19 protein-coding genes are annotated in these 24,772 nt (G+C 73.8%); 7 read left to right on the forward strand and 12 right to left on the reverse strand.

Annotated elements, in window-relative coordinates; all coding sequences use genetic code 11:
• Window positions 1-42 precede the first annotated feature (42 nt).
• The 5 genes from hpf to mtrA all read right to left on the reverse strand — a co-directional run bounded on the left by hpf (window position 43) and on the right by mtrA (window position 7,150).
• Window positions 43-708: a ribosome hibernation-promoting factor, HPF/YfiA family gene (hpf, locus tag QSK22_RS02715; protein ID WP_285492289.1), complete on the reverse strand. Its 666-nt coding sequence runs from the start codon at window positions 706-708 to the stop codon at window positions 43-45.
• A gap of 1,393 nt (window positions 709-2,101) precedes the next feature.
• Window positions 2,102-2,782 carry a ComF family protein gene (locus tag QSK22_RS02720; protein WP_285492290.1) on the reverse strand — a complete coding sequence of 227 codons (681 nt, stop codon included), beginning with the start codon at window positions 2,780-2,782 and terminating at the stop codon, window positions 2,102-2,104.
• An 89-nt stretch (window positions 2,783-2,871) separates the two neighbouring features.
• Window positions 2,872-4,653, reverse strand: coding sequence for an LpqB family beta-propeller domain-containing protein (locus QSK22_RS02725; RefSeq protein ID WP_285492291.1), 1,782 nt, complete (start codon window positions 4,651-4,653; stop codon window positions 2,872-2,874).
• Between the two features lie 26 nt (window positions 4,654-4,679).
• On the reverse strand, window positions 4,680-6,305 hold the full coding sequence (gene mtrB, locus QSK22_RS02730; protein WP_285492292.1) for an MtrAB system histidine kinase MtrB: 1,626 nt from the start codon (window positions 6,303-6,305) through the stop codon (window positions 4,680-4,682).
• Between the two features lie 167 nt (window positions 6,306-6,472).
• Window positions 6,473-7,150 (reverse strand): MtrAB system response regulator MtrA, encoded by a 678-nt coding sequence (mtrA, locus tag QSK22_RS02735; RefSeq protein WP_285492293.1) that lies wholly within the window; start codon window positions 7,148-7,150, stop codon window positions 6,473-6,475.
• Between the two features lie 327 nt (window positions 7,151-7,477).
• On the opposite strand from mtrA, the gene QSK22_RS02740 reads away from it, so the two are divergent.
• Genes QSK22_RS02740 through QSK22_RS02760 form a run of 5 tightly spaced genes read left to right on the forward strand, consistent with a single transcriptional unit; the run spans window position 7,478 to window position 13,316 of the window.
• On the forward strand, window positions 7,478-8,890 hold the full coding sequence (locus tag QSK22_RS02740; protein WP_285492294.1) for a hypothetical protein: 1,413 nt from the start codon (window positions 7,478-7,480) through the stop codon (window positions 8,888-8,890).
• Window positions 8,887-9,663: a DUF4129 domain-containing protein gene (locus QSK22_RS02745; RefSeq protein WP_285492295.1), complete on the forward strand. Its 777-nt coding sequence runs from the start codon at window positions 8,887-8,889 to the stop codon at window positions 9,661-9,663. Before QSK22_RS02740 ends, QSK22_RS02745 begins: the two co-directional genes overlap by 4 nt.
• Window positions 9,660-10,976, forward strand: a complete 1,317-nt coding sequence (locus QSK22_RS02750) for a DUF4350 domain-containing protein (protein WP_285492296.1) — start codon at window positions 9,660-9,662, stop codon at window positions 10,974-10,976. Before QSK22_RS02745 ends, QSK22_RS02750 begins: the two co-directional genes overlap by 4 nt.
• On the forward strand, window positions 10,973-11,974 hold the full coding sequence (locus QSK22_RS02755; protein ID WP_285492297.1) for an AAA family ATPase: 1,002 nt from the start codon (window positions 10,973-10,975) through the stop codon (window positions 11,972-11,974). Before QSK22_RS02750 ends, QSK22_RS02755 begins: the two co-directional genes overlap by 4 nt.
• A gap of 49 nt (window positions 11,975-12,023) precedes the next feature.
• Window positions 12,024-13,316, forward strand: a complete 1,293-nt coding sequence (locus tag QSK22_RS02760) for a DUF58 domain-containing protein (protein ID WP_285492298.1) — start codon at window positions 12,024-12,026, stop codon at window positions 13,314-13,316.
• A gap of 40 nt (window positions 13,317-13,356) precedes the next feature.
• On the opposite strand, the gene QSK22_RS02765 is transcribed toward QSK22_RS02760, so the two are convergent.
• Window positions 13,357-14,352: a stage II sporulation protein M gene (locus tag QSK22_RS02765; protein ID WP_285492299.1), complete on the reverse strand. Its 996-nt coding sequence runs from the start codon at window positions 14,350-14,352 to the stop codon at window positions 13,357-13,359.
• An 82-nt stretch (window positions 14,353-14,434) separates the two neighbouring features.
• On the opposite strand from QSK22_RS02765, the gene QSK22_RS02770 reads away from it, so the two are divergent.
• Window positions 14,435-15,670: an RDD family protein gene (locus QSK22_RS02770; RefSeq protein WP_285492300.1), complete on the forward strand. Its 1,236-nt coding sequence runs from the start codon at window positions 14,435-14,437 to the stop codon at window positions 15,668-15,670.
• Window positions 15,671-15,834: 164 nt separating this feature from the next.
• On the opposite strand, the gene QSK22_RS02775 is transcribed toward QSK22_RS02770, so the two are convergent.
• The 4 genes from QSK22_RS02775 to ahcY (QSK22_RS02790) all read right to left on the reverse strand — a co-directional run bounded on the left by QSK22_RS02775 (window position 15,835) and on the right by ahcY (QSK22_RS02790) (window position 21,075).
• Window positions 15,835-17,115 (reverse strand): M14 family metallopeptidase, encoded by a 1,281-nt coding sequence (locus QSK22_RS02775; protein WP_285492301.1) that lies wholly within the window; start codon window positions 17,113-17,115, stop codon window positions 15,835-15,837.
• A gap of 268 nt (window positions 17,116-17,383) precedes the next feature.
• Window positions 17,384-17,986, reverse strand: coding sequence for a hypothetical protein (locus QSK22_RS02780; protein WP_285492302.1), 603 nt, complete (start codon window positions 17,984-17,986; stop codon window positions 17,384-17,386).
• A 21-nt stretch (window positions 17,987-18,007) separates the two neighbouring features.
• Window positions 18,008-19,261 (reverse strand): adenosylhomocysteinase, encoded by a 1,254-nt coding sequence (gene ahcY / locus QSK22_RS02785; protein ID WP_285492303.1) that lies wholly within the window; start codon window positions 19,259-19,261, stop codon window positions 18,008-18,010.
• A gap of 383 nt (window positions 19,262-19,644) precedes the next feature.
• Window positions 19,645-21,075, reverse strand: a complete 1,431-nt coding sequence (ahcY, locus tag QSK22_RS02790) for an adenosylhomocysteinase (RefSeq protein WP_285492304.1) — start codon at window positions 21,073-21,075, stop codon at window positions 19,645-19,647.
• A 212-nt stretch (window positions 21,076-21,287) separates the two neighbouring features.
• Here ahcY (QSK22_RS02790) and QSK22_RS02795 point away from each other — a divergent pair, with 212 nt between their 5' ends.
• Window positions 21,288-21,653: a MerR family transcriptional regulator gene (locus QSK22_RS02795; RefSeq protein ID WP_285492305.1), complete on the forward strand. Its 366-nt coding sequence runs from the start codon at window positions 21,288-21,290 to the stop codon at window positions 21,651-21,653.
• A 205-nt stretch (window positions 21,654-21,858) separates the two neighbouring features.
• Here the strand turns inward: QSK22_RS02795 and QSK22_RS02800 are convergent, their stop codons facing one another.
• Together QSK22_RS02800 and QSK22_RS02805 are read right to left on the reverse strand one after the other, a co-directional pair.
• A complete protein-coding gene (locus QSK22_RS02800) occupies window positions 21,859-22,539 on the reverse strand; it encodes a response regulator transcription factor (protein WP_285492306.1) in 681 nt (226 codons plus the stop codon).
• A gap of 92 nt (window positions 22,540-22,631) precedes the next feature.
• Window positions 22,632-24,203 carry a sensor histidine kinase gene (locus tag QSK22_RS02805; protein WP_285492307.1) on the reverse strand — a complete coding sequence of 524 codons (1,572 nt, stop codon included), beginning with the start codon at window positions 24,201-24,203 and terminating at the stop codon, window positions 22,632-22,634.
• Window positions 24,204-24,772: the final 569 nt, after the last annotated feature.

A 24,772-nucleotide genomic window follows, 5' to 3' on the forward strand; every position in this document is an offset into this window, starting at 1 on the left:
ATCATGACATGCCCCGGCCGGTGACGTGCCGCATGTGCCGCATCACTCTTCGACAAGGCGGATGACCCCGTAGTTGTAGCCGCGCCGCCGGTAGACCACGGACGGGTGGCCGGTGGCCTTGTCGCGGAAGAGGAAGAAGTCGTGACCCACCAGCTCCATTTCGAACAGGGCCTGCTCGATGCCCATCGGCTCGGCACGGTGGAACTTCTCGCGCACGACGAGCGGGCCTTCGCCTTCCATGGGGATCGGGACGAGGTTCTCGTGCGATTCGGACGGCTCCTCCCGGCGCGTCTCGGGCTCGGCGGCCGTCGCGGTGGCGGCAGCCGGTTCGGCGAGCGGCGCGCCCGCCGGAGGTTCGGGCAGCGGCTCCATCGTGGCGAGCTTGGCGGGGGCGCGGCTGCCGTGGTGCACCTTGCGCCGGTCGTTCCGCCGGCGCAGCCGGTTCTCCAGCTTGTCCATGGCCGCGTCGAGGGCCCCGTACCGGTCCTCGGCGGCGGCCTCGGCGCGGATCACGGGCCCCCGGGACCGGATCGTGATCTCGACCCGCTCACGATGGTCCGCCAGGCGCGGGTTGCGCTCCTGGGAGACCTCCACGTCCACCCGGATGACCTTCTGGTTCAGTCGCTCGATCTTCGACAACTTGCCGTCGACATGCCGTCGGAACCTGTCGTCGACATCGGTGTGACGGCCCCTGACGATGATCTCCACGCGGGACCCCCCTTCTCCCGGAGTTGCCGGACTCGCGTTGTCGGGGTCGCACCCGCCCGGCCGACCTGGTCTTCGTCCCCACATCCGCCTGCTGAGGGTCTCGCGGCGCTCTCGCCACTACTCCCCTTCTCCCTGCTCGGAGGGTGTCGGACCCCCCGACGGGGCAGGACTTACCCCTAAGGCGCACCGTGATCGGTCGACGAGAAGTCGCCTTACGTGGGCCGTTTCGCCTGCGCCTGGCATCGGCTAGCCGGACCGGCGGGCGTGCTCGCGACGAGCACCGCAGTCCGACGCAACCACGGACCCGGGCGGGTGCCATGTCAGGAACGCTAACCCCTTTACGCCGCGAATGTCAGGGGGGTGGCGGCAGGAAATACTCACGGTGCGTCATCGCTGGACCTCCTTCCGGCGTACGCGGACGCCCGCGGGGAGCGTTCACGACCCGTGCTCCGCCGATCCCGCGGGGCCTCCTCCTCGATCTGCGCGAGCAGGTCATGCCGACCTGGCGGAACGGTGAGACTTCAAAGACCACTCCCGTCCTACGACTCGGCGTGACCTGATCGGTCCGGACGGTCCGGCCGCCGGCGGCGAACCGGACACATCTCTGGTTACGCTCGGCAACTACCAACCGGTTCAACCCCCATCGCGAAGAATCTCACCCACTCCGTCCCACAAACCGCCGGACACGCCGTCGCGCCAGAGCGTGCTCATCGTCCGCCCGGGTTCCTCCGCCGTCGGCGGTGACGCCGCTCGCCCCGGCCAGGCGCAGGCAAGCCAGGCCGCGGGTCCGGGCTTCCCCTGCGCTGACCCTGCCCGGAGGTTCTGCCGCCCGGTGTGGGCGTCATGGGGAATGCTCGGGAGAGGCGGTCAGCGCGGGAGGCGACGGGCCACCCGGCTGGGGTGGCCTGCCGTTGGGGTGAGGGCGCTTGCCTCGGGCCGGGCACAAGGTGGTCAGGTCGCGGGCGGGGTGCCACCTGACCGCGTGTGGAACGGCGCCGTTCGGGCGGGCGCTGCGCGTTGGCCCGGCCAGAGGGCGCCGCTGTCTTGGCTGTGTTCGCCTTCCGCTGTGGATGATCTCTGAGTTCGGGTTGGGTGGGGCCGGGTCGTCTGTCGCGCGCTGCGGGTTTGCGGCATCGCTGCCGCTGCTGGCGCATGTGGCGATCAGCGGGTTGGGCGGGACCACCTGCCGCGATGCGGTCGGCCGGCCTGCGCCGCAAGGTGTCGAACGCGCTTCAACCGGCACCAGCAATGGCGTGGTATCGCCATTCGCCACGGCAACCTCGCTTGTCACCTCCGGGGCGGGATCACCGTGATCAGCGCGCTGCTGCGGATTCACCATGATGCGTCCGACACGGCCTGGTGGGGCCTCATAGGGGGTTGCCGGAAGGCGGGGTCACGGCTGGGTCCGGCGGGGGGTGGCGGCCAGGGTGGCGATGGCTGCGACGGTGGCGCCCGCTTCGGTGAGGGCGCGGGCGGCCTCGGCCAGGGTGGCGCCGGTGGTGACGACATCGTCCACCAGGACGACCCGGTGGCCGGGGAGCGGACGTTTGGGTTCGAGGGCGCCCTGGAGGTTGGCGGCGCGTTCGGCGGCGGTGAGCCCGGCCTGGTCGGCCACTTTGCGGCGGTGGCGCAGGGCGTCCAGGCGGACGAGCCCCGGGGTGTGCAGTGCGCGGACGGCCGCGTCGGTCATGCGGCGGGTCGGGTCGTGCCCGCGCCGCCGGACGGCCGACCGCGACGACGGCACGGGGACGACGGCCGTGGGGGGATCCCTCGGGCCGCCCGGCTCGGACAGGGCGGCCTGGACGGCGCGGGCCAGTGCGGCGCCCAGGGGGCGGGCGAGCGCCGTCCTGCCGTGTTCCTTGTGGGCGACCAGCATCGAGCGGACGGGCCCCTCATAGGCCGCGACCGCCCACGGGCACGGCAGGCCGGGCGGCAGTGCCGTCGGCCGCGTCACGCGGCGGGCGGGGGTGCCCAGCCAGGCCGCGCAGCGCCCGCACAGCAGGCCGACGGCGACGCCGCAGCCGGCGCACGGTTCCGTCAGGACGAGGTTGAGCAGGTCGTCGAGGAAGCGCATGACTCGACGATGCCGGGCGGGCCGCCGGCTTCAACAGGGGGCGCCGAGATTGTGGATAACTCTTCGGCGAAAGTGATCTTGAGGCGGAATCACTGGGCGTAGGTGGGGTCGCTGCCGGGGATGGCGCAGACCCATTCGCTGAACTGGTCGCGGTAGGAGCGCTGGCGGCAGACGCGCGTCTCGTGGGAGGAGCGGGTGCCGACGAGCACCGGGGACTTGGGGGCGGCGGCGATCGTCTGGGGCAGGCCCAGGGCGCCGACCCCGAGGGAGCTGATGGCGCCGCCGCTCACCGGGACGAGGTAGGGCAGCGGCTGGGAGTCGGACTTGGCGCGCCCGAGGACGGCCAGGGTGTTGTAGTCGCGCCAGGACAGGTCGATGGCGTCCTGCAGTTCAGAGCTGACCGGCAGGAAGGAGCCGCCCTCGATGCCGCCGTCGGAGCGGCGGACGATGCGCCCTATGTGGAGCTGGGCGCGGCGGTCCATCTTCACGATGGCGGCCACGCGGACGCCGTCGCGCGCCACGCGCAGGGCCAGGACCTGGCGGCCGCCCAAGCCCCAGTGGGCCGCGCGCACGGGGGCGCGGCCGCGTTGCCGTATCCACAGCGTGGAGCGGTCCTTGGTGGTCTCGACCGTCCAGAGCACGCCGTTGCGGTCGAAGGACGGGGCGGTGAAGCGGGCGTCCGGGTCGCTGCGGGTGAGCAGGGGCCGGATGTCGGTGGACCCGGCGACCAGGGTCCCGGCCAGCACCTGGCCGCCGTCGGGGCTGAGCCCCGCGACCTCCTGGTAGTCGGGGGTGACGGCGGGGCGGACGAGCTGCCCGGCCGCCCCGGTGACGATGGGCTGCGGCAGGTCCCCGGAGAGCTGGCTCAAATGGCCCGCGGCGCCGATGAGGTAGGCGCTCTGCGGGTCGGAGCGTTCCTCGGACGACTCGCCGTCGGGTGCGTTGGCCGCCCACGCGCGGACGGACTGGGTGGCGCCGACACCCTCGGGCGTGACCGTCTCACCCTCGATCTGCAGCTTGAACTGCTTGACCTCCGACAGCTGCCGCAGCGTCCACGCGAGCTGGGCGGACATGCGTTCGGGGCTGCCGGAGCGGGCCTGCCGGGTCAGGTCGACGGTCGCGACGTCCTTGCTGATCGTGATCGCTCCGCGCAGCCGCGTGCCGGACGGGAAGGCGCTGCGGACGGCGGGCGCCAGCCACGAGGTGGGGCCGACGAGCAGGGCCTGGACGAGCCGGGTGGGCAGGTCCTTGCGGTTGGCCAGCGGCAGGAAGATGGAGTTGGGCACGAGGGTGCGCCCGTCCGGCCCGAAGAAGTACAGGTTGACGGTGCGGAAGGCGCGGTCCACGTCGGCCTTGGTGAGCAGCAGCCCGCCGCGCACCTCGGTGGGCAGCTCGGTGATGCGCCACAGCCCCTGCTGGTTCTTGCCGAGCTGGAAGGTGACCTCGACGTGCTTGGGGTCGGCGGTGTACTGGCCGTCCGGGCCGATGGTGCCGAGCTGGTCGCCCTCCAGCCGGACGGTGGCCTGCGCGGCGCTCTCCTTGACGACGATGGGCTGGTCGCGGTTCTGGAAGACGGTGACGGCGGGGCGCAGGCCGGGCCGCCAGCCGGTGGCCGGGGAGACGTACTCGCGCGCCACCTTCTGGTCGTCGTCGAAGCTCGCCGAGGCGGCCAGAAACCCCGACACGATCTCCGCCGGGCCCCATTCGGCGCGGGGCCGCACCGGGACGAGCCGCACGTACGGGTCGTCGACCTGGTCGGACCGGTCGACCGGCCGACCGGACACGACCCGCCCCCCGGTGGGCACGGAGGCGCAGCCGGCGGCCATCAGCAGCGACAGCGCGGCGGCCAGCGCGCGCAGCGGCGGCCTCACCCGGAGCAACCCTCGGGGCCGCGCGCTCACTCCCCCGCCTCCAGTTCGGCGTAGACGGCCCGGCTGTCGCGCACTCCCGGCGGGACGAGGGGCAGCGGGGAGCCGCGCAGCTCGGCGCCCGCCACGCGCGGCAGCGACAGCCGGAACTGCGAGCCCTTGCCGGGTTCGCCCCACGCCTGCAGCCAGCCGCCGTGCAGCTGGGCGTCCTCCCGCGAGATCGACAGGCCGAGCCCGGTGCCGCCGGTGGTGCGGGCGCGGGCGGGGTCGGCCCGCCAGAAGCGGTCGAACACCATCTGGCTCTCGCCCGGTTTGAGCCCCACGCCGTGGTCGCGCACCGCCACCGCGACAGCGTCGCGGTCGGCGGCGCAGGACACGATGATGTCCTCACCCTCGCCGTGCTCGACGGCGTTGACGAGCAGGTTGCGCAGGATGCGTTCGACGCGGCGGCGGTCCACCTCGGCCATGCACGGCTCGCCGGGCAGCTGCAGGACGACCTTGCTGCCCTTGCGTTCGGCCAGGTGCTGCACGTCGCCGACGGCGCGCAATACCACGTCGCGCATGTCGAGCGACTCGGCGTCCAGGGTGGCGGCGCCCGCGTCGTGGCGGCTGATCTCCAGCAGGTCGGCCAGCAGCGCCTCGAACCGCTCCAGCTGGCTCTGCAGCAGCTCGGCGGAGCGTCCCACGGCCGGGTCGGAGAACGTGTCGCGGTACTCGTAGAGCATGTCGGCGGCGATGCGGATGGTGGTCAGCGGGGTGCGCAGCTCGTGCGAGACGTCCGAGACGAACTGCCGCTGCACCTGCGACAGGTGCTCCAGCTCGCCGATCTTCTCCTGCAGGTTGGCGGCCATCTCGTTGAACGAGGTGGCCAGGCGCGCCAGGTCGTCCTCGCCGCGCACCCGCATGCGCTCTTCGAGCCGTCCGGCGGCCAGCCGCTGCGCGCCCTGCGCGGCGAGCCGCACCGGGATGACGACCTGCCGCGTGACGAGCGAGGCGATGGCGGCCAGCAGCAGCATCAGCACCGCGCCAACGGCCAGCAGCGCCCAGGTCACCCGGGTGAGGGTGCGCTCCTCCTGGGTGAGCGGGAACAGGTAGTACAGCTCGAACTGGCCGGTCTTGCCGCCGACGATGAGACCGGGTTCGCGGTCGCGGCCGATGTAGGACAGCCGGCCGAAGGTGTAGTCGCGCGCCCCGGCCGGGCCGCGGCGCAGCTCCTCGCGCAGCCGCTGGGGGACGCTCTCCTGGCGCAGCTCGTTGGTGGCGTAGCCGTCGTAGTAGGGGTTCTTGGCGTCGCGGATGTAGATCTCGTACAGCCCGGACGGCCCGCTGCGGGCCTTGAGGGCGTTGACGACGCGCTCCAGCCGTCCGTCGTCGTCGGCGGCGGGGCCGCCCAGGTCGCGCTGCACCATGCTGAGGCCCTCGTCGAGCTGGAGCATGGCCGCTTTGATCTTGCCCTCCATCAGGGCGGCCGAAATCTGCTGCTGCAGGAACGCCCCGAGGATCGCCACCACGGCCGCCGAGATCAGCAGCGTGGAGGTGACCACCCGGATCTGGATGGAGCGGCGCCAGCGGGTGTAGGCCCGTCCGACCGCGCGGCGCAGGACCCGCCGGGACGCGCGCAGCCCGCGCCGTACGACTCGCCTGGCCGCGTGCATCACCGCAGCACACCCCCGGAGAGGAGCACACCCCCGGCGGGACACCGCGCCGCCTGCGGGGCGTGCGTCATCGCGGCGTGGCGACGGTTGCGGGCCCGGGGGGGCACCGGGGCGTCGGGCGTCACGGGGGGAGCGTTCATGGGGTCGCCGTCGTCACGCGGACCGCTTCAGGCGGGCCCGGCCTTGTAGCCGACGCCGCGCACCGTCACAACGATCTCCGGCCGCTCCGGGTCCTTCTCGATCTTTGCGCGCAGCCGCTGGACGTGCACGTTGACCAGGCGGGTGTCGGCCGCGTGCCGGTAGCCCCACACCTGCTCCAGCAGCACCTCGCGGGTGAAGACCTGGCGCGGCTTGCGGGCCAGCGCGACCAGCAGGTCGAACTCCAGGGGGGTGAGCGGGATGGTGCGGTCGCCGCGTTTGACCGAGTGCCCCGCCACGTCGATGGTGATGTCGCCGATCTGCAGCGTCTCGGGGGCGGGCTCGTCGGTGCGGCGCAGCCGGGCGCGCACCCGCGCGACCAGCTCCTTGGGCTTGAACGGCTTGACGATGTAGTCGTCGGCGCCGGACTCCAGGCCGAGCACCACGTCGACGGTGTCGCTCTTGGCCGTCAGCATGACGATCGGGACGCCGGACTCGGCGCGGATCTGGCGGCATACGTCGATGCCGTCGGCGCCGGGCAGCATCAGGTCGAGCAGCACGAGGTCGGGCCGGGTCTCCCGGAACGCCTCAAGCGCCTTGTCTCCGTCGTGGACGAAGGATGGCTCGAACCCCTCGCCCCTCAGCACGATGCCGAGCATCTCGGCGAGAGCAAGGTCGTCGTCGACGACCAGTACACGTCCTCTCATGGCCCTCATCGCTACACACTCGGGGTCTGGTGGGATCAGGCAAGCGCGTCGCGCACGTCTTGGACGCCCCGTCGTGCCCCGGACGATGGCCCGGCCCCACCTCGCCAGGGAGAGAAATGCTTTGGCAGGCAAGGTTACCTGCGTTTGCCTCCGCCATGACTCCTCCCGACCGGCGATGAGGTGGCGTGCACCGGGCCGTGTCCAAAGGAACGAATTCTAGACACGATTTCGCCTACCAACCCGCGGCCCGGCCTGAATCGGCCGAACGAATCAATCGTGCGGCGTACCGTCAAGAGGAGGCAATCGCAGGTCCTCGGCCGTGACAGGATGGCCAGACGGGCCGTCATGGGGGCGGGCCTCACCAAACGGGCACAGGACACCGGGTACGGGGAGCTGGAGATGCCGGGACCCAACGGCTGGGACGCTTCGGGCGACCGGGACGGCGCGCCCTCGTCCCCCGCTGCCCCCGCACCCCAGCCCCCGCCCTCGGCCGACGCCGCCTTCCCGCCTCCGGGCGCCCCCGCGCCCCCGGCCGACCCCGGGACGGGCGCCGCACGACCAGGGGCGGCTGCCTCCGAGCCCGTCCACGTGCGGGTTTCCCTGGCGGACGCGGACCTGCTCGGGGGCGACATTCCGTTCCGGCCGCTGTCGATTTCGGAAATGCTGGACGCGGCCATCGCCTGCATTCGGCGGCACCCAAGGGCGACTCTGGGCCTGTCCATAGGCGTCTCAACCGTCATCCAGGTGCTGGGTTCGCTGCTGGCGTACTACTTCATCGGCCCCGAGGCCCGCGAGGAGATCACGCCGGGCGTGCTGGTCCGCTCGATCGGCACCCAGTTCATCCTGGGCGCGATCGGGCTGGTGCTGTCGGCGTACGGCATCCTGCTGGTGGCCGGGCTGCTTTCACCGCTGATCGGACGGCAGTTGCTGGGGCTGCCGACCTCGCCGCGCCAGGCGTGGCGGGACGCGCGGCCCCGGATGGGGCGGCTCGCGGCCGTCGCCGCGCTGATCGTGACGGGTTCGCTGGCCGCGCTGGTGCTGCCGAACGCGCCGCTGCTCCTGCTGATCGCCGCCGAGGGGCCGGTCGAGGCGATCATCATCGCCGGCGTGTTCGGCGTCCCGGCCGGGCTGGCCGCGATGGTCTGGGTGTACGTGCTGCTCGTGCCGGCCGTGCCCGCGGTGGTGATGGAGCGCCAGAACGTCGCCGGCGCGCTGCGCCGGGCCCGCACGCTGTCGCGCGGCCGCTGGTGGCGCACCTGCGGGACGCTGCTGCTCGCCCTGATGATCACCGTGTTCATGGGCATGTTCGCGCTGCGCGCGCCGTTCCTGCTGGTTCAGCTGGCGGTCTTCGGCGACGCCGAGAGCACCGGGGCGTCGGTCGGCGCGCTGGCCGTCGACACGCTGGGACGCATCGTGAGCTGGTCGGTGGTGCTGCCGTTCGACGCCGGCGTCATCGCCCTGCTGTACGTTGACCGGCGGATGCGCCGGGAAGGCTTCGACCTGGAGCTGCGGACCCGCACGCGGCCCGCATCCGCCCCGGGCGGCGGCGCGCCGGCGGCGGACGCGCCCGACGGGCCGGAGGCGGCGGACGACGGCTTCTTCGAGCTGTGGCGGCCCGCCCCGCTCGCCGCCCGCCCCCAGCCGCAGCAGCCGCCGGTACCGCAGCAGCCCGCGCCGCAGCAGCCGCCGGTGCCGCAGCCGGTGCCGCAGCAGCCGCCGCAGACCTGGACATCGACATGATCACTGCCGTACTCACCGCCCTGACCGCCGATCCGATCGGCCGGGACCCGGCCCGCGACCTGGCCCGCCGCGAGCTGGACAAGCCGATCTACCACCGCGACCAGCCGTCCTGGCTGGAGCGGCTGCTGGACCGGATCGGCGACTGGCTGCGCGAGCTGACCGACCGGTCGGCGCACCCGAACGCGCCCGGCAGCGGCGGCTGGATCTCCTGGATCATCATCGCGGTCATCGTCGCGGTGGTGATCGGCCTGGTCGTGTGGCTGATGTGGGGCCGCCGCAACACCCGGGGCACCCGCCGGGCCCTGCTGGACGCCACGCCGTCCACGCCGCGCAGCCACCGCCAGAACGCCGAGGAGCACGCCGCCGCCGGACGCTGGGCCGAGGCGATCCGCGAGCGGCTGCGGGCCATCGCCCGCGACCTGGAGGAGCGGGCGGTGCTCGGGCCGCGCCCGGGCCGCACCGCCGACGAGCTGGCGGCCGAGGCGGGCCGGGCGCTGCCGGACGTGGCGGCGGATCTGCGGGCGGGCGTGCGGATCTTCGACGACGTCTGGTACGGCGGCCGTCCCGGGACCCCGGAGGGGTACGCCCGCCTGCGCGCCCTGGACGAACGGGTGCAGGCCACCAGGCCGCGCCCGCTGGACGGGGACGGCGCGGCCGCCGATCGGCCCGACGAGTCGGGGATCCCGGACCTGGCCGCGGTCGCCCCGGGCGGCGGCGGCGAAGGCGGCCCGGGCGGCACAAGCGGCGCGTCGCACGGTGGTGATGGCCGATGACCTCGACGCTCACCCCCGGCGCCCCGCAGACCGCCGGCGCCCCGCAGACCGCCGGCGCGCCCTCCGCCGGGGAAGGCGCGGAGCCGACCGCCGGGCAGGTCGCCAGGCGGCGCTGGCGGGCCTCGCGCGGCGTGGTCGCGGTCGTGCTGGCCCTCGTCGTGATCGCGGTGATCCTGGCGGCGCTGCGCCCCGAGTCCTCGTGGCAGAACCTCGACCCGCAGTCGGCGAGCCCCGGCGGCTCGCGCGCGCTCGCCGAGATCCTGCGGCAGCGGGGCACGCCCGTGGCGGTGTCGCGCAGCGCCGGTGACGCCGCAGAGCGGGCCACCGCGACGTCCGTCACCGTCATCACCCGTTCGGAACGGCTCACCGATTCCGACATCGACCGGCTGCGGCGCATCCCCGGCGACCTGGTGCTGGTGGCGCCGTCCCGCAGGGTCCTCACCGGGCTGGCCCCCGGGGTGCAGGTGGCCAGCAGCAGCTTCGAGGACACCGACGCCCCCGACTGCACCCTCCAGGCGGCCGTATTGGCCGGCAACGTGGACTTCGGCCAGTCCGACACCTACGAGGTGCCGCCCGGCGCCACGGCCTGCTACCGCGTCGAGGGCCTCCCCAGGCTCGTGCAGGTGCGGCTCGACGGCGCCCGTACGGTGACGGTGCTGGGGTCGTCCCGTCCGTTCACCAACGAGTACCTGGACGACGAGGGCAACGCGGCGCTGGCGATGAACCTGGCCGGGGCGCGTGCCTCGGTCGTGTGGCTCATCCCCGACCTTCCGGACCCGGGCAGCGCCAGCGGTGACCGGACCTTGGGCGACCTGGTGCCGTTCGGGGTGAAGCTGTTCTTCCTGCAACTGGTGCTGGCCGTGGTCGCCGTGGCCGTGTGGCGGGCGCGCAGGCTGGGGCCGGTGGTGGCCGAGGCGCTGCCGGTGGTGGTGCGTTCGGCCGAGACCGTCGAAGGCCGCGCCCGCCTCTACCGCGCGCACCACGCCCGCGACCGGGCCGCCGACGCCCTGCGCGCGGGGGCCCGCGACCGCCTCGTCCCCCTGCTGGGCCTGCCGCGCAGCGCCGCGCAGGACCCGAACGCCGCCCGGGAGATCGTCACCGCGGTCGCCCAGAGGGTGCGCGCGGCCGGGGCCGGGGCGCCCCCCGGCGCCGCCCAGACCGGAACGTTCAGCACCGGCCCGGACGGCCGCCTCCTCTACGACGAGGCGACGATCGGCGCGGCCCTGTACGGTCCTGAACCTGCGGACGACGCCGGACTGGTGTGGCTGTCCGACGTCCTCGACGACCTGGAAAGGCAGGTACGGCAATCGTGAACCACCCCGTCCCGCTCGCCAAGGACGGCGCCCCCGGCGTCGACGCCGAGCAGGCCCAGCAGGTCCGGCAGGCTCTGACCGCGCTGCGCGGCGAGGTGGCCAAGACGGTCGTCGGCCAGGACTCGGTGGTCACCGGCCTGGTCATCGCGCTGCTGTGCCGCGGCCACGTGCTGCTGGAGGGCGTGCCCGGCACCGCCAAGACGCTGCTGGTCAAGACCCTCGCGCACGCCCTGGACCTGGACTTCAAGCGCGTCCAGTTCACCCCGGACCTGATGCCCGGCGACGTGACCGGCTCGCTGATCTACGACAACCGGACCGCGGAGTTCGAGTTCCGCGAGGGCCCGGTGTTCACCAACCTGCTGCTCGCCGACGAGATCAACCGCACGCCGCCCAAGACGCAGGCGTCGCTGCTGGAGGCGATGGAGGAGCGGCAGGTGTCGGTGGAGGGCGCGGCGCGCGCGCTGCCCGACCCGTTCGTGGTGTGCGCCACCCAGAACCCGATCGAGTACGAGGGCACCTACCCGCTGCCGGAGGCCCAGCTCGACCGGTTCCTGCTGAAGCTGACCGTGCCGGTCCCGTCCCGCGACGAGGAGATCGCGATGCTGGAGCGGCACGCGGCCGGGTTCGACCCCCGGGACCTGTCGCGCGTGCAGGCCGTCGCGGGGGCGTCCGACCTGGCCGCGGGGCGCGCCGCCGTGGGCGCGGTGCGCCTGGACCCCAAGGTCGCCGCGTACGTCGTCGACCTGTGCCGCGCCACCCGCCAGTCGCCGTCCCTGCAGCTGGGCGTCTCCCCCCGGGGCGCGACCGCGCTGCTGGCCACCTCGCGCGCCTGGGCGTGGCTGTCGGGCCGCGACTACGTCACGCCCGACGACGTGAAGGCCCTGGCCCGCCCCACGCTGCGCCACCGCGTCCAGCTCCGTCCCGAGGCCGAGCTCGAGGGCGCCACGGCGGACGGCGTGCTGGACGGCATCCTCGCCCACGTCCCGGCCCCCCGCTGAGGAGGCATGCGTTGAAGGGCACGTCCCGCAGGTCGGCGGGGAGCATGGCATGGCACTGACCGGACGGCTCGGGCTGCTGGCGCTGCTCGGCGCGGTCGTGCCGATCGTCTGGCCGAGCTGGTGGACGCTGGCGGCCCTGTGGGGTGTGCTGCTGGCCGCGGTGGCGCTCGACCTGGCCCTCGCCGGCAACGTGCGGGCGCTGCGCCTGCACCGGGAGGGCGACACCAGCGTCCGCCTCGGCGGCACCGCGCGGGTGTCGCTGATCGTGGAGAACACCGGCCGCCGCCGGGTGCGGGGCGTGCTGCGCGACGTGTGGCCGCCGAGCGCCGCCGCCGGGCCCCGCACGGTGCGGCTGGACGTGCCCGCCGGCGAGCGCCGCCGCGTCGAGACCACGCTGGTGCCGACCCGGCGCGGCGACCGGCAGTCGGTGACGGTGACGATCCGCTCGCGCGGCCCGCTCGGGCTCGCCGCGCGGCAGCTGTCGCGGCGCGCCCCGTGGACGGTGCGGGTGCTGCCCGCCTTCCCGTCCCGCCGCCACCTGCCCGGCAAGCTGGCCAAGCTGCGCGAGCTGACCGGCCAGCAGGTGGCGCTGATCCGCGGGCAGGGCACCGAGTTCGACTCGCTGCGCGAGTACGTGGACGGCGACGACGTGCGCTCCATCGACTGGCGGGCCACCGCGCGCCGCCGCGACGTGGTCGTGCGCACCTGGCGGCCCGAACGCGACCGCCGCATCTACCTGGTGCTCGACACCGGCCGCACCTCCGCCGGACGCGTCGGCGACATCCCGCGCCTGGACTGCTCGATGGACGCCGCGCTGCTGCTGGGCGCGCTGGCCTCCCGCGCGGGCGACCGCGTCGACCTGCTCGCCTACGACCGGCGGGTGCGGGCCCGGGTGGAGGGCGCGTCCCGTACCGACCTGCTCCCGGCGATGGTGCGCGCGATGGCGCCGCTGGAGCCGGAGCTGATCGAATCCGACGCGGCCGGGATGGTGTCCACCCTGATGTCGCGGGTGCGGCAGCGCTGCCTGGTGGTGCTGCTCACCGAGCTGAACGCCGCGGCGATCGAGGAGGGCCTGCTGCCGCTGCTGCCCCGGCTCACCGCCCGCCACCTGGTCATGGTCGCCGCCGTCGCCGATCCGCGCGTCGAGGAGATGGCCGCCGCCCGCGGCGACCTGGCCGCCGTCTACGACGCCGCGGCGGCCGAACGCGCCCGCGCCGAACGCCGCCGCCTGACCGCCGAACTGCGCGGCTACGGCGTCGAGGTCGTCGACGCCCCGCCCGCCGAGATCGCCCCCGCCCTGGCCGACGCCTACCTCGCCCTCAAAGCCGCCGGCCGCCTCTGAACACCCCGGCCGCCTCCCCTCGCCGCCTGAGCCGCTGCGGTCAGCCGGAGACGGGGGCGGTGTCGGGGGTCAGGTCGGCGTCGCCGGTTGCGCCCTGGCGGGTGGCGCGGCGGCCCAGGACGACGACGTAGGCCAGGAAGGCGGCCTCCGCGACGACGCCGATGCCGACGCGCAGCCAGGTGATGTGCACCCAGCCCGTCACGAAGCCCTCGATGAGCCCGGACACCAGCAGCACCCCGACCAGGCCGATGGCGACCGCCACGCACGTCCGGCCCTCCTCGGCCAGGGCCTGGCCGCGCCGCCGCGGCCCCGGATCGATGACCGTCCAGCCGATCTTGAGGCCGGCGGCGCACGCCAGGTAGACGGCGGTCAGCTCCAGCAGGCCGTGCGGCAGGATCAGGCCGAAGAAGACGTCGCCCTTGCCGTGGGCGAACATCAGCCCGGCCGTGACGCCGAGATTCAGCTGGTTGAGCAGCAGCACGTACAGGGTGGGTATGCCCAGCAGGATCCCGAAGATCAGCGCGACCGCCGAGACCCAGGCGTTGTTCATCCACACCTGGAAGGCGAACGAGGCCGCCGAGTGCTCGACGTAGTAGTTGGCGAAGTCGTGCTCGACCAGCTCGCGGATCTCGTACGGGGTCGCGATCGCCGCCTGCACCTCCGGGTTGCGCGCCACCCACACGCCGAGGACCAGGGCCAGCAGGTTGCCCAGCAGGGCGTTGCCGAGCCACCACCATTTGAGCCGGTAGGCGATGGCGGGGAACGAGCGGGTGGCGAAGTTCCCCACGTCGCGCCACAGCGGCGCCTGTGCCCCGCCCACGGTCGCCCGGGCCCGCGCCACCAGCGACGACAACCGGCCGACCAGCATCGGATCGGGCGCGCTGGAGCGCACCACGGACAGGTGGGTGGCGGTGCGCTGGTACAGCTCGACCAGTTCGTCAACCTCCGCCCCGGTCAGTTTGCGGCTCTTGTTGATGAGCTGCTCCAGGCGGCGCCACTCGTCGTTATGGGCGGCCACGTAGGCATCGACGTCCACCCGGCGAGACTAACGCCTGCCCGGCCACCCGTGCGGAACGGGCAGAATGGGGGGTCCCAGCCCCCACCCTGGAGGACCGGACATGGCCGAACTCGTCACCGGTGAGGCCGTCGCGCTCGACATCCGGGTGGCGCGGCTGGCCAGCCGGGGCTGCGCCTTCCTGCTGGACCTGGCCCTCCAGACGACGCTGCTCAACCTCGGCCTGTCCCTGGTGAGCCTGACCTCGCTGGTCGCCGACGAGGCGTGGACCATCGGGCTGAGCATCGCGACGACGGTGACGGTGCTGGTGGGCTATCCGTGCGTGTGCGAGACGCTGTCCCGCGGCCGCACGCTCGGCAAGCTGGCGCTGGGCCTGCGCGTGGTGGCCGACGACGGCGGGCCGGTGCGGTTCCGCCAGACGCTGGTGCGGGGGCTGGCCGCAACGGTGGAGCTGTGGTCGCTGGCGGCGGCTCCCGCGCTGCTGACCTCGCTGGGCAACCGGCGCGGCAAGCGTCTGGGGGACCTGTTCGCCGGGACGATCGTCATCCAGGAGCGGGTGCCGCACGGGCCGGTGTTCGGACCGGTCGCGGTGATGCCGCCGCAGCTGGCCGGGTGGGCGCAGCGGCTGGAGCTGTCGCTGCTGCCGGACGGGCTGGCGCTGGCGGCGCGCCAGTACCTGGCCCGGTTCTGGGAGCTGCTGCCGGAGGTGCGGGACGCGCTCGGCGCGCGGATCACCGAGCAGGTGTTCGCCGTGGTGAGCCCGCCCCCTCCGGCTGGGGTGCGGCCCGAGATCGTCCTGTCGGCGGTGCTGGCCGAACGCCGCCGCCGCGACGAGTGGCGGCTCGCCCAGCGCCGCGCCCGCCGCATGCGCATGACCGTCCCCGCCGCGGCGTGGCCCGGGGAGCCGGCGATGGCGGTGGCCGGGCCGCCTCCTGCCGCGGCCGTCCCGCAGGGGCCGCCCCGGCCGCCCGCGTTCAGCGCGCCGAGGCCTGGGCAGCCTCAGTTCCTTCCTCCGCACGATTACGGCTCCGGGCCCTATCAGGACGTGCTGCACCGGCAGAACGCCGCGTACGGCCCCGCCTACGGCGCTCCGCAGGGCCCTGCGACGGCGGGCATCCCCCAGGCGGTTCCGACAGGCGCACCGCAGGCACCCGTAGGCGCACCGCCGGCCCCGTCGGCCGCTCCCTCGCAGACCCCTCCGATGGGCGCGCCTTCCGCTCCGTCAGGCGATCACCCGCAGGCGCCTCCAGCACAGGCGCCGCAGGCACCGTCGTGGGCCCCTGTGCCCGGAACCCCGCCGGCGGGCGGCCCACCCGCGACTCCCCCGAGGACGCCGTAAGCGTCCCCGCGACGGCCCGCAGATGCAGCCCCTGGCGGCGTTCCAGTGGTGCCCCGCAGGTCTGAAAGGGGCGGCTGATGACGCGGGTGCCCGTCGTTCGCGCTGTGGGTTGCCGCGGGGGACGGTGCGGGCCGGGCGGGGTGCCGCGGCCCGCACCGTGAGCGTCACGCGCCGCAGTACTGGGCCTGCTTGCCGATGGCGCGGTACGGGCAGTCGGCGTACTCGGCGAGCGTCAGCAGAGCTTCGCGGTTGCGTTGCGTCAGCGTCTCGATGTTGGCCGGGGACGGGTAGAAGCTGCCGCCCGCCAGCTCGAAGCTGAACGAGAAGATGCGCTGGTCGCCCCACGTCCAGTCGTCCGAGCTGCCGTCGGTGATGTACAGGTCGCTGGACTGCTGCGGGGTGTAGCCGTTGGAGGCGGCCAGTTGGCGGCCGATGGTGCGGTGGGTGGCCTCCTCGTCCGCCGACATGGCGCCCGCCACGGTGTCGGCGTAGGTGTAGCCGAACGGCCACAGCACCAGTCCGCCGTAGGAGTGGATGTCCAGGAAGATCTTGATCTGCTGGACGCCGCCCACCCGGCGGCTGCGGACGAAGTCGGCGATCGCCTTGGTCTCGGGGGCCGACTCGGCCGCGGTGCCGCGGTAGGTCTCGCTGGAGCCGGAGGAGGACGAGCCGCCGCAGCAGCCCCACCGGTAGGCGAAGTTGCGGTTCAGGTCGGTGCCGGTCGAGGTCGGGTTGGGCTGGCGGTTCTTGCGCCAGCCGCGCCCGGCGGAGGTGTCGCTGGTCATGTCGTAGACCTGGCCGTCCGGGTTGGTGATCGGGATGATCCAGATCTCCCGGGAGTCCACCAGGTCGGTGATCCGGCTGGTGGAGCCGTACTCGCCGGTCAGGATGCCGATGAAGTACAGCGCCTGCTCGTTGGTCAGCCGTTCGCGGGCGTGGATGTTGGCGATGTAGAGCACCTCGGGCTCGTTCTCGTCCGCCGCCACGTTGTCGCTGATCTTCACGCCGACGATGTCACGGCCCTGGTAGGAGCGTCCGGCCACGAACTTGCGCGCGATCTGCGGGTGGGCGGCCACCACCGCGTCGATCTCCGCCAGGGTCTCGGCGTAGGTGTGGTAGGAGGTGGCGGCGGCGGTCGGGCCCGGCTCGGGCGTCGTCAGCGCGGTGACCCGCAGGCCGAGCCGCCGGATGGCGGCGATCTCGGCCGGGAGGGCGCTGACCTCCAGCGTTCCGTCCGCCCGGACGGTGTCGATGGCCGCGCCGGTGCGGGCGACCCGGGTGCGCTGCTCGGCGGTGCGCGCCCCGGTGACCAGGTACCGGTCGGATTCGGGGCCGCCGGGGGCGGACGCGCCGGCGGCGGTCGGCAGGGCGACGAGGACGAGGGCCAGCGCGGCGAGCACCGCGCCGAGCACGCGCGGCCGCGGGGACCTTCGGGGGATGACCATGGGGGGCGACTCCTGACCGTTCGTCGACGGCACGCGCCGGGCCCCGGGCGGGGGCGGGGCGCCCGGCGCGGCAGGGGGTTCGGGTTGTCGGGAGGGTCACGAGCGCTCGCGATGCAGACACCATGACCGTCGGCACCGGACTTGGCAATGGCGGCGCCGACCTGCGGGGCCGCGGCCCCGTAAGGGCGTCCGCGCAGGTCGCGGGGCGGTTTTCAGTCGCGTTCGATACGGAGGCTGAAATTTCAAAAGGGCCGGTTGAAAGGCGCTCTCACGGGCCGAGGTCGCCCAGGTGGGGCGGGGAGTCCAGGTCGGTCAGCTCGATGCCGGGCGCCGCGACGACCACGTCCCCGGCGATGTGGATCTCGTCGGTCTCGCCCGTGGCCAGGTCGGCGATCTCGTACCGCGCGACGGGCAGCGGCTCGGTGTCGGTCTCGTAGGCGGTGACCTCGGCGAGCCGCCAGCGTTGCGCCACCGTCAGCGCCGACAGGGCGGGGCCGGCGAGCCGGACGAGAGCGACATCGGCCTGCTCTCCCTCGGCCAGGCGCAGCGACCGCGCGACCGCCACCAGGAACCCCGGCGACTCCCCCAGGAATCCGTAGGCGCGGGCGTCGTGCTCGGCCGCCTCGCCGCCGGTGTCCGCCTGCCGGGCACCGCGCACCCAGGCCAGCCGGTGGCCGGTGACGCCGCCGCGGACCCACCAGTCGCCGGCCAGCACCTCGACCCGGATCTGCCGCCACCGCGCGTCCACGACCACGTCGGTGCGGCGGCCGTCGGAGCGTTCGCCGACGTACCGCCAGCCGCCCGGCCCGGGGGCGCACTGGAAGCGCTCCTCGACCTCGTCCTCGACGTGCAGGTAGGTTCCGCGCGGCACGTCCGAAACGCTACCGGCCGCTCAGGAGCCCAGGCGCCAGGAGCGCAGGTACTCCTCCTGCTCGGCGGTCAGCGTGTCGATCTCGATCGCCATGGACGCCAGCTTCAGCCGCGCCACCTCGGTGTCGATCTCCTTGGGCACCTGGTGCACGGCCGGGTCCAGGGTGGCGTGCGCGGTGGCCAGCCATGCGCAGGTCAGCGCCTGGTCGGCGAACGACATGTCCATGACGGCGGCGGGATGCCCCTCCGCGGCCGCCAGGTTCACCAGCCGCCCCTCGGCCAGCAGGATCAGGCGGCGCCCGTCGGCCAGCACGTACTCGTCCGCCTGCGGGCGGACCCGGTGCACCTCGACCGCCAGGTCCTGCAGCGCCCGCACGTCGATCTCGACGTCGAAGTGGCCGGAGTTCGCCAGGATCGCGCCGTCCTTCATGACGGCCAGGTGCTCGGCGGCCACCACGTCCCGGTTGCCGGTCGCGGTGATGAACACGTCGCCGTGCTCGGCGGCCCGCGCCATCGGCTGCACCGTAAAGCCCTGCAACGCCGCGTCCAGCGCCTTGACCGGGTCGATCTCGGTGACCACCACGCGCGCGCCCAGCCCGCGGGCCCGCTCGGCCAGGCCGCGCCCGCAGTACCCGAACCCGGCGATCACCACGGTCTTGCCCGCCAGCAGCGTGTTCGTCGCCCGGACGATGCCGTCCAGCGTGGACTGCCCGGTTCCGTACCGGTTGTCGAACATGTGCTTGGTGTCGGTGTCGTTGACCGCCACCACCGGGAACCGCAGCGCGCCCTCCAGCGCCATCTGGTGCAGGCGGATCACGCCGGTCGTGGTCTGCTCGCATCCGGCGCGGACGGTGCCGATCAGGTCCGTCCGGTCGGTGTGCAGGGTGTTGACGAGGTCGCAGCCGTCGTCCAGCACCAGGTCGGGGCCGGTCTCCAGGGCCTGGTGGATGTGCCGGTAGTAGCCTTCGCGGTCCGTCCCGGCGCGGGCGAACACCTCGGCCCCGTACTCGTGCACCAGGGCGGCGGCGGTGTCGTCCTGGGTGGACAGCGGGTTGGACGCCGCCAGCGCCACGCTCGCGCCGCCCGCCTGCAGGGTGCGGATGAGCCCGGCCGTCTCGGTGGTGACGTGCATGCACGCGGCGATCCGCAGCCCCGCCAGCGGCCGTTCGGCGGCGAACCGCTCGCGGATCTGCCGCAGCACGGGCATCGCCCGGTCGGCCCACTCGATCCGTTTGACGCCCTCGTACGCCAGCGACCCGTCGGCGATGTCGCTCATCCGGCCACCTTCCGTCAGCCCACCCGCAGCCGCACAACAAGAACGATCTTCACATGCCTCGCGTCCCGCGCGCGCCGCACCGGGCCGCGGTCCGTTGACGGCGGCGCGTTACTCGACGCAGCCGCAAGCGCGGCCGCCGGGTGGTCGCGCTCGGACGCCGCGCAGCCGACGCCGTGTCCGGCGGGCCGCTGCCGATGCGCGCGACCCCCGCACGCCGTGCAGCGGGCGCGCCGCGATCATTCGGGGGCGTGCGCCGACCGAGTCCGCTTTCGGCTCGCGTCCGGCGCCGTCGCCTTCACGCGCACCGGCGCGCCATGACGGAGGCGACGGCGTGGCCGCGGGACGGGGCCGGGGGCGGAGGGTGTCCGCCCCCGGCCGGCCGCTCAGTACCGGTAGTGGTCGGCCTTGTAGGGGCCCTCGACGTCGACGCCGATGTACTCGGCCTGCTCCTTGGTCAGCTTGGTGAGCTTGACGCCGAGCGCGTCCAGGTGCAGGCGGGCGACCTTCTCGTCCAGGTGCTTGGGCAGCGTGTAGACGCCGACCGGGTAGTCGTCGGTCTTGGTGAACAGCTCGATCTGCGCGATGACCTGGTTGGTGAACGAGTTGGACATCACGAACGACGGGTGGCCGGTGGCGCAGCCCAGGTTCATCAGGCGGCCCTCGGCCAGCACGATGATCGAGTGGCCGTCCGGGAAGCGCCACTCGTGCACCTGCGGCTTGATTTCGATCTTCTCGATGCCGGGGATGCGGGCCAGCCCGGCCATGTCGATCTCGTTGTCGAAGTGCCCGATGTTGGACACGATCGCCTGGTGCTTCATCCGCTGCATGTGGTCGGCGCGGATGATGTCCCGGTTGCCGGTGGCGGTGACGAAGATGTCGGCGGTCTCGACCACGTCCTCCAGGACGGTGACCTGGTAGCCGTCCATGGCGGCCTGCAGCGCGCAGATCGGGTCGATCTCGGTGACGATCACGCGGGCGCCCTGGCCGCGCAGCGCCTCGGCGCAGCCCTTGCCCACGTCGCCGTAGCCGCACACGACCGCGACCTTGCCGCCGATGAGCACGTCGGTGGCGCGGTTGAGGCCGTCCACCACGCTGTGCCGGCAGCCGTACTTGTTGTCGAACTTGGACTTGGTGACCGAGTCGTTGACGTTGATGGCCGGGAACAGCAGGGTGCCGTTCTTGGCCATCTCGTACAGGCGGTGCACGCCCGTGGTGGTCTCCTCGGTGACGCCCTTGATGCCCTCGGCGGTGGCGGTCCAGCGGCCCGGCTTCTCGGCGATGGTGCGGCGCAGCGTGTCGAGGATGACGGCCCACTCCTCGGGGTCGTCCTCGGACGCGGTGGGCACGGCGCCCGCCTTCTCGTACTCGGCGCCCTTGTGCACCAGCAGGGTGGCGTCGCCGCCGTCGTCGAGGATCATGTTGGGGCCGGTGCCGTCGGGCCACTGCAGCGCCTGCTCGGTGCACCACCAGTACTCCTGCAGGGTCTCGCCCTTCCAGGCGAACACCGGCACGCCCTTGGGGTCGTCGGCGGTGCCGTTCGGGCCCACCACGACGGCGGCCGCGGCGTGGTCCTGGGTGGAGAAGATGTTGCAGCTCACCCAGCGGACGTCGGCCCCGAGCTCGACGAGGGTCTCGATGAGCACGGCGGTCTGGATCGTCATGTGCAGGGAGCCCATGATCTTGGCGCCGCGCAGCGGCTTGGCGGCGGCGTACTCCTTGCGCACCGCCATCAGGCCGGGCATCTCGTGCTCGGCGAGCCGGATCTCCTTGCGCCCGAACTCGGCCAGCGACAGATCGGCGACCTTGTAGTCCATGCTTTCGTAGCTCCTTCGGTGACTCGGGAACCCGGTCCGCGGCATCGGATGATCGGGCGCCGCCCGCGGGCCCGGCTCACCGCCGGCGGGAGCGGGCGCGAACGGTCGATCACGGGGCGTCGGTCCGGTCTGGTCGCGAGTCTAGGCGCGGCAGCGGGCTGCGGGCACGGCCGAAAGGGACTTTCTGCCATTGATTTGTCAGAATCGAGGCCATGCGTATCACGGAGGCCGCCCGACGGCTCGGCACGTCCCCCCGGATGCTGCGCTACCGGGAGAGCCTTGGCCTGCTGCCCGCCACCCGCGAGTCCGCGCCGGGACGAAACGGTCGGCGCGGCGGCGGCCACCGGCAGTTCGGCGAGACCGAGCTGCGGGCCGTGGCGCTCGCCCTCGAACTGGAGAAGCGCTACGACATCGGCCCGGCCGAGCTGGCCTTCGGGCTGCGCGTGCTGGCCGAGCCGGAGGTGCAGGCGCGCGTCCGCGAGCTGGGCGAGCGCATCGGCCGCCTGTCGGCGCCGCCGACCCGCGCCCTCGACTTCGAGAAGGAGAAGGCGCTGCGCCTCCTCCAGCGCCGCCGCTGACACCCCGCCGCCCGCTGCGCGCCGGCCGACGGCTGACGAGGGCGCCACGAGACGGTGGGCGACGAAGGGGCAGGCCGCACAGCGGGATGGGCAAGCAGAGCGACACCCTCGCCGGCGCATTCGACCGACCGCCTCGCGCAGCGGTGCGGCTCGGTGCGGCAGCAGCGCGCGGGCCGCACTGGAGGCGGCGCCGCCGGGCACGAAGTCAGGAGCGGCGCAGGTCGTTCTCGCCGGGGACGACGACGCCGGACTCGTAGGCGAGCATGACCGCCTGGGCGCGGTCGCGCACGCCCAGCTTGGTGAACACGCGGGCCACGTGCGTCTTGACGGTGTGCTCGCTGACGACCAGCCGTTCGGCGATCTCGCTGTTGGACAGGCCGCCCGCGATCAACGTCAGCACCTCGGTCTCGCGGGCGGTGAGCGTGGACAGCTCGGCCGGGGCCCGCGGGCGGCTGCGGCGCTGGCGGGTGAACTCGCGGATCAGTCGCCCGGTCACCTGCGGGGCCAGCAGCGAGTCGCCGCGCGCGACCACCCGCACGGCCGACACCAGCTCGTCGGCGGTGGCGTCCTTGAGCAGGAAGCCGCTCGCGCCCACCGCCAGCGCCTCGTAGACGTACTCGTCGACGTCGAAGGTGGTCAGCACCAGCACCCGCACGTTGTCGGCGCCGGGACGCTCCAGGATGCGGCGGGTGGCCTCGATGCCGTCCATGCCGGGCATCCGGATGTCCATGACCACCACGTCGGGGCGGTGCAGCTCGGCCAGCCGCACCGCCTCGCGGCCGTCGCCGGCCTCCCCGACCACCGAGATGTCGGGCTGGGCGGCCAGCAGCGCGGCGAACCCGGCGCGCACGATCGTCTGGTCGTCGACGATCAGCACTTTGATCAATGCGACCTCCCCGGGGTGCCGACGGCGATCACGGACGCGTCCCGCCCGGTCCGCCGCGCCTCCCGCCGTCCCGCATCAGCCGCCCCTCTCGCTCAACCCGAGCCGCGTCCCCCATCCGCCGAGGAGACCGGCAGTTCGGCCTCCACCACGAAGCCGCCGTCCTCGGCGGGCCCGGCGGAGAACCTCCCGCCCAGCATGGTCGCACGTTCCCGCATCCCGACGAGACCGTGTCCGCCGCCCGGTTCCGCCGCGGGCGCCCCCTCCAGGCGGGTGGCCCCGGACGGACCGGCCCCGGCGGCCGCGGGATCCAGCACCGCGGTACGGGCCGGCGACCCGTCCCGGTTCAGCACCATGGTGGGTGCCGAGCCGCCGTCGTCAACCACCCGGACGGAGAGCCTGTCGGGCAGATAGGTCAGTTCCACCTTGACCTCGGCGCCGGGCGCGTGGCGGCGCGCGTTGGTGAGGGCCTCCTGGACGATCCGGTACGCCGACAGCTCGACCGTCGTGGACAGCGTGCGCGGCTCCCCCCGGATGCTCAGATCGGCCTTGCCGCCGGCGCCGCGGTGCTGCTCGATCAGGCCGGGCAGCTCCTCCAGCCGCGGCTGCGGCGCCGACTCCGGTTCGGCGCCGGCGTCGGCGCGCAGCACGCTGAGCAGGCGGCGCATCTCCACCAGCGCCTCCCGGGCGGTGCGGGCGATCTCGGCGTAGCCTTCGCGGGCCTCGGGGGACAGGTCCCGCATCGTGTACGGCGCGGTCTCGGCCTGCACGGCGATCATGGAGACGGAGTGGGCGACCACGTCGTGCAGCTCGCGGGCGATGCGGGCCCGTTCGCGCATCACCGCCTGCTCGCGCTGCACGGCGGTGAGCCGGGTGAGGGTCTCGCTGGTGCGCTCGTCCGCCTCCGCCTGGGTGCGTCCGGCGGTCTCCAGGGTGCGGCGGGCGTCGCCGAGGCCGATGGCGGCCAGCACGACGAGCACGGCGGCGGGCCACGGGATGCGGTCCAGGGTGTCGGTGGCCAGGTACACGACGGCGACGGTGACCACGCTGCCGGCCGCCAGCACGCCGGTGGATTGCCGGGGCAGGCGGCGGCCCAGCGTGTACAGCGTGTAGAGCGCGGCGAACGCGGTGGTGACCAGCAGCGTCTGCCCGGTGAGCAGCCCGGCGGCGTACGCGCCGAGGACCATCGCCGCCACCGGCCGCAGGAACTCCTCCCGCCATCCCAGCGGCAGCGTCGCGGCGACCGCGAACCCGCCGGCCACGCTGATCGGCGAGTCGGTGCGCGGCGCCAGCTCGGCCAGCGCCGCGACGGTGAGGGCCAGGCCGGTGAGCGGGGCGAAGTACCACGCCTGGGTGAACTCGGTCCACGCGTTGATCCAGCGGGGCAGCGGGGCGGTGGCGTCGCCCGGCGCCATGACGCGGGTGCCGCCGTCGCGCACCCCCTGGGCCCCGGCCGGTGCGGGCGGGGTGCGGCGCGCGGTTCCGTACAGCTTGGCGCCGATGCGGGCGGCCAGCGGACGCAGCAAGCGGCCGATGCCGGTCAGGGCCCACAGCAGCAGCTGCCCCAGTCCCGCCACGACGCGTCCGGACAGCCGCCACGCGTGGTGGGCGAGCGTCGGGCCGATGCGGGTCGGCGGTGCGTTCGGTGGTCGCTGGTCACTGGTCACGTTCTCCATACTGGCCGTTGCCCGGCTCGGCGCACCTCACCGTGCGGTGTTATGCCGACCAGTCGGATCCCTCTGGAGGACGACCCCGGTTCCCTCCTCTGGGACGACGTGCGCGGGACGGGGCGGCCCGTACTGTCGTAACCGTGACCGCGGGCGGCGGACCGCCGGCGTAGGGGGTTCGGCGGGCTGCCGCAGGTCACACCAGACCGTCCGGTTCAGGGGTCCGGGCGGACGCATGGGAAGGCGCCCTTGCCGGTTCGGCCGCGGAGCGTCTCTGCGGAGGCGCGGCCGGTCATGCCTGGGCTGGGGTCGACCGGCACCGCCTCGGCCGGGCCGGCGAGGGAGGCCGCCCCGTCGCACGACGGCCGACGAGACCGCGCCGCACCGACCCGATCTCCTTCCGGCGCATCCCGCGTCCGATGCTCCACGACGCGGGCCCAAGGGGCCGAACAGACCCGCACACGACCCCCCACAGCAGCAGGACGGCACCACACAGCACCCCCGGCACCGACCCCTCCCCCGGCGGCACATCGCACCTCCGACCCTCCACAACGCACGCCCAAAGGACC

Source organism: Actinomadura sp. NBRC 104425, assembly GCF_030269545.1.
In the GTDB taxonomy this organism is placed as follows: Bacteria; Actinomycetota; Actinomycetes; order Streptosporangiales; family Streptosporangiaceae; genus Spirillospora; species Spirillospora keratinilytica.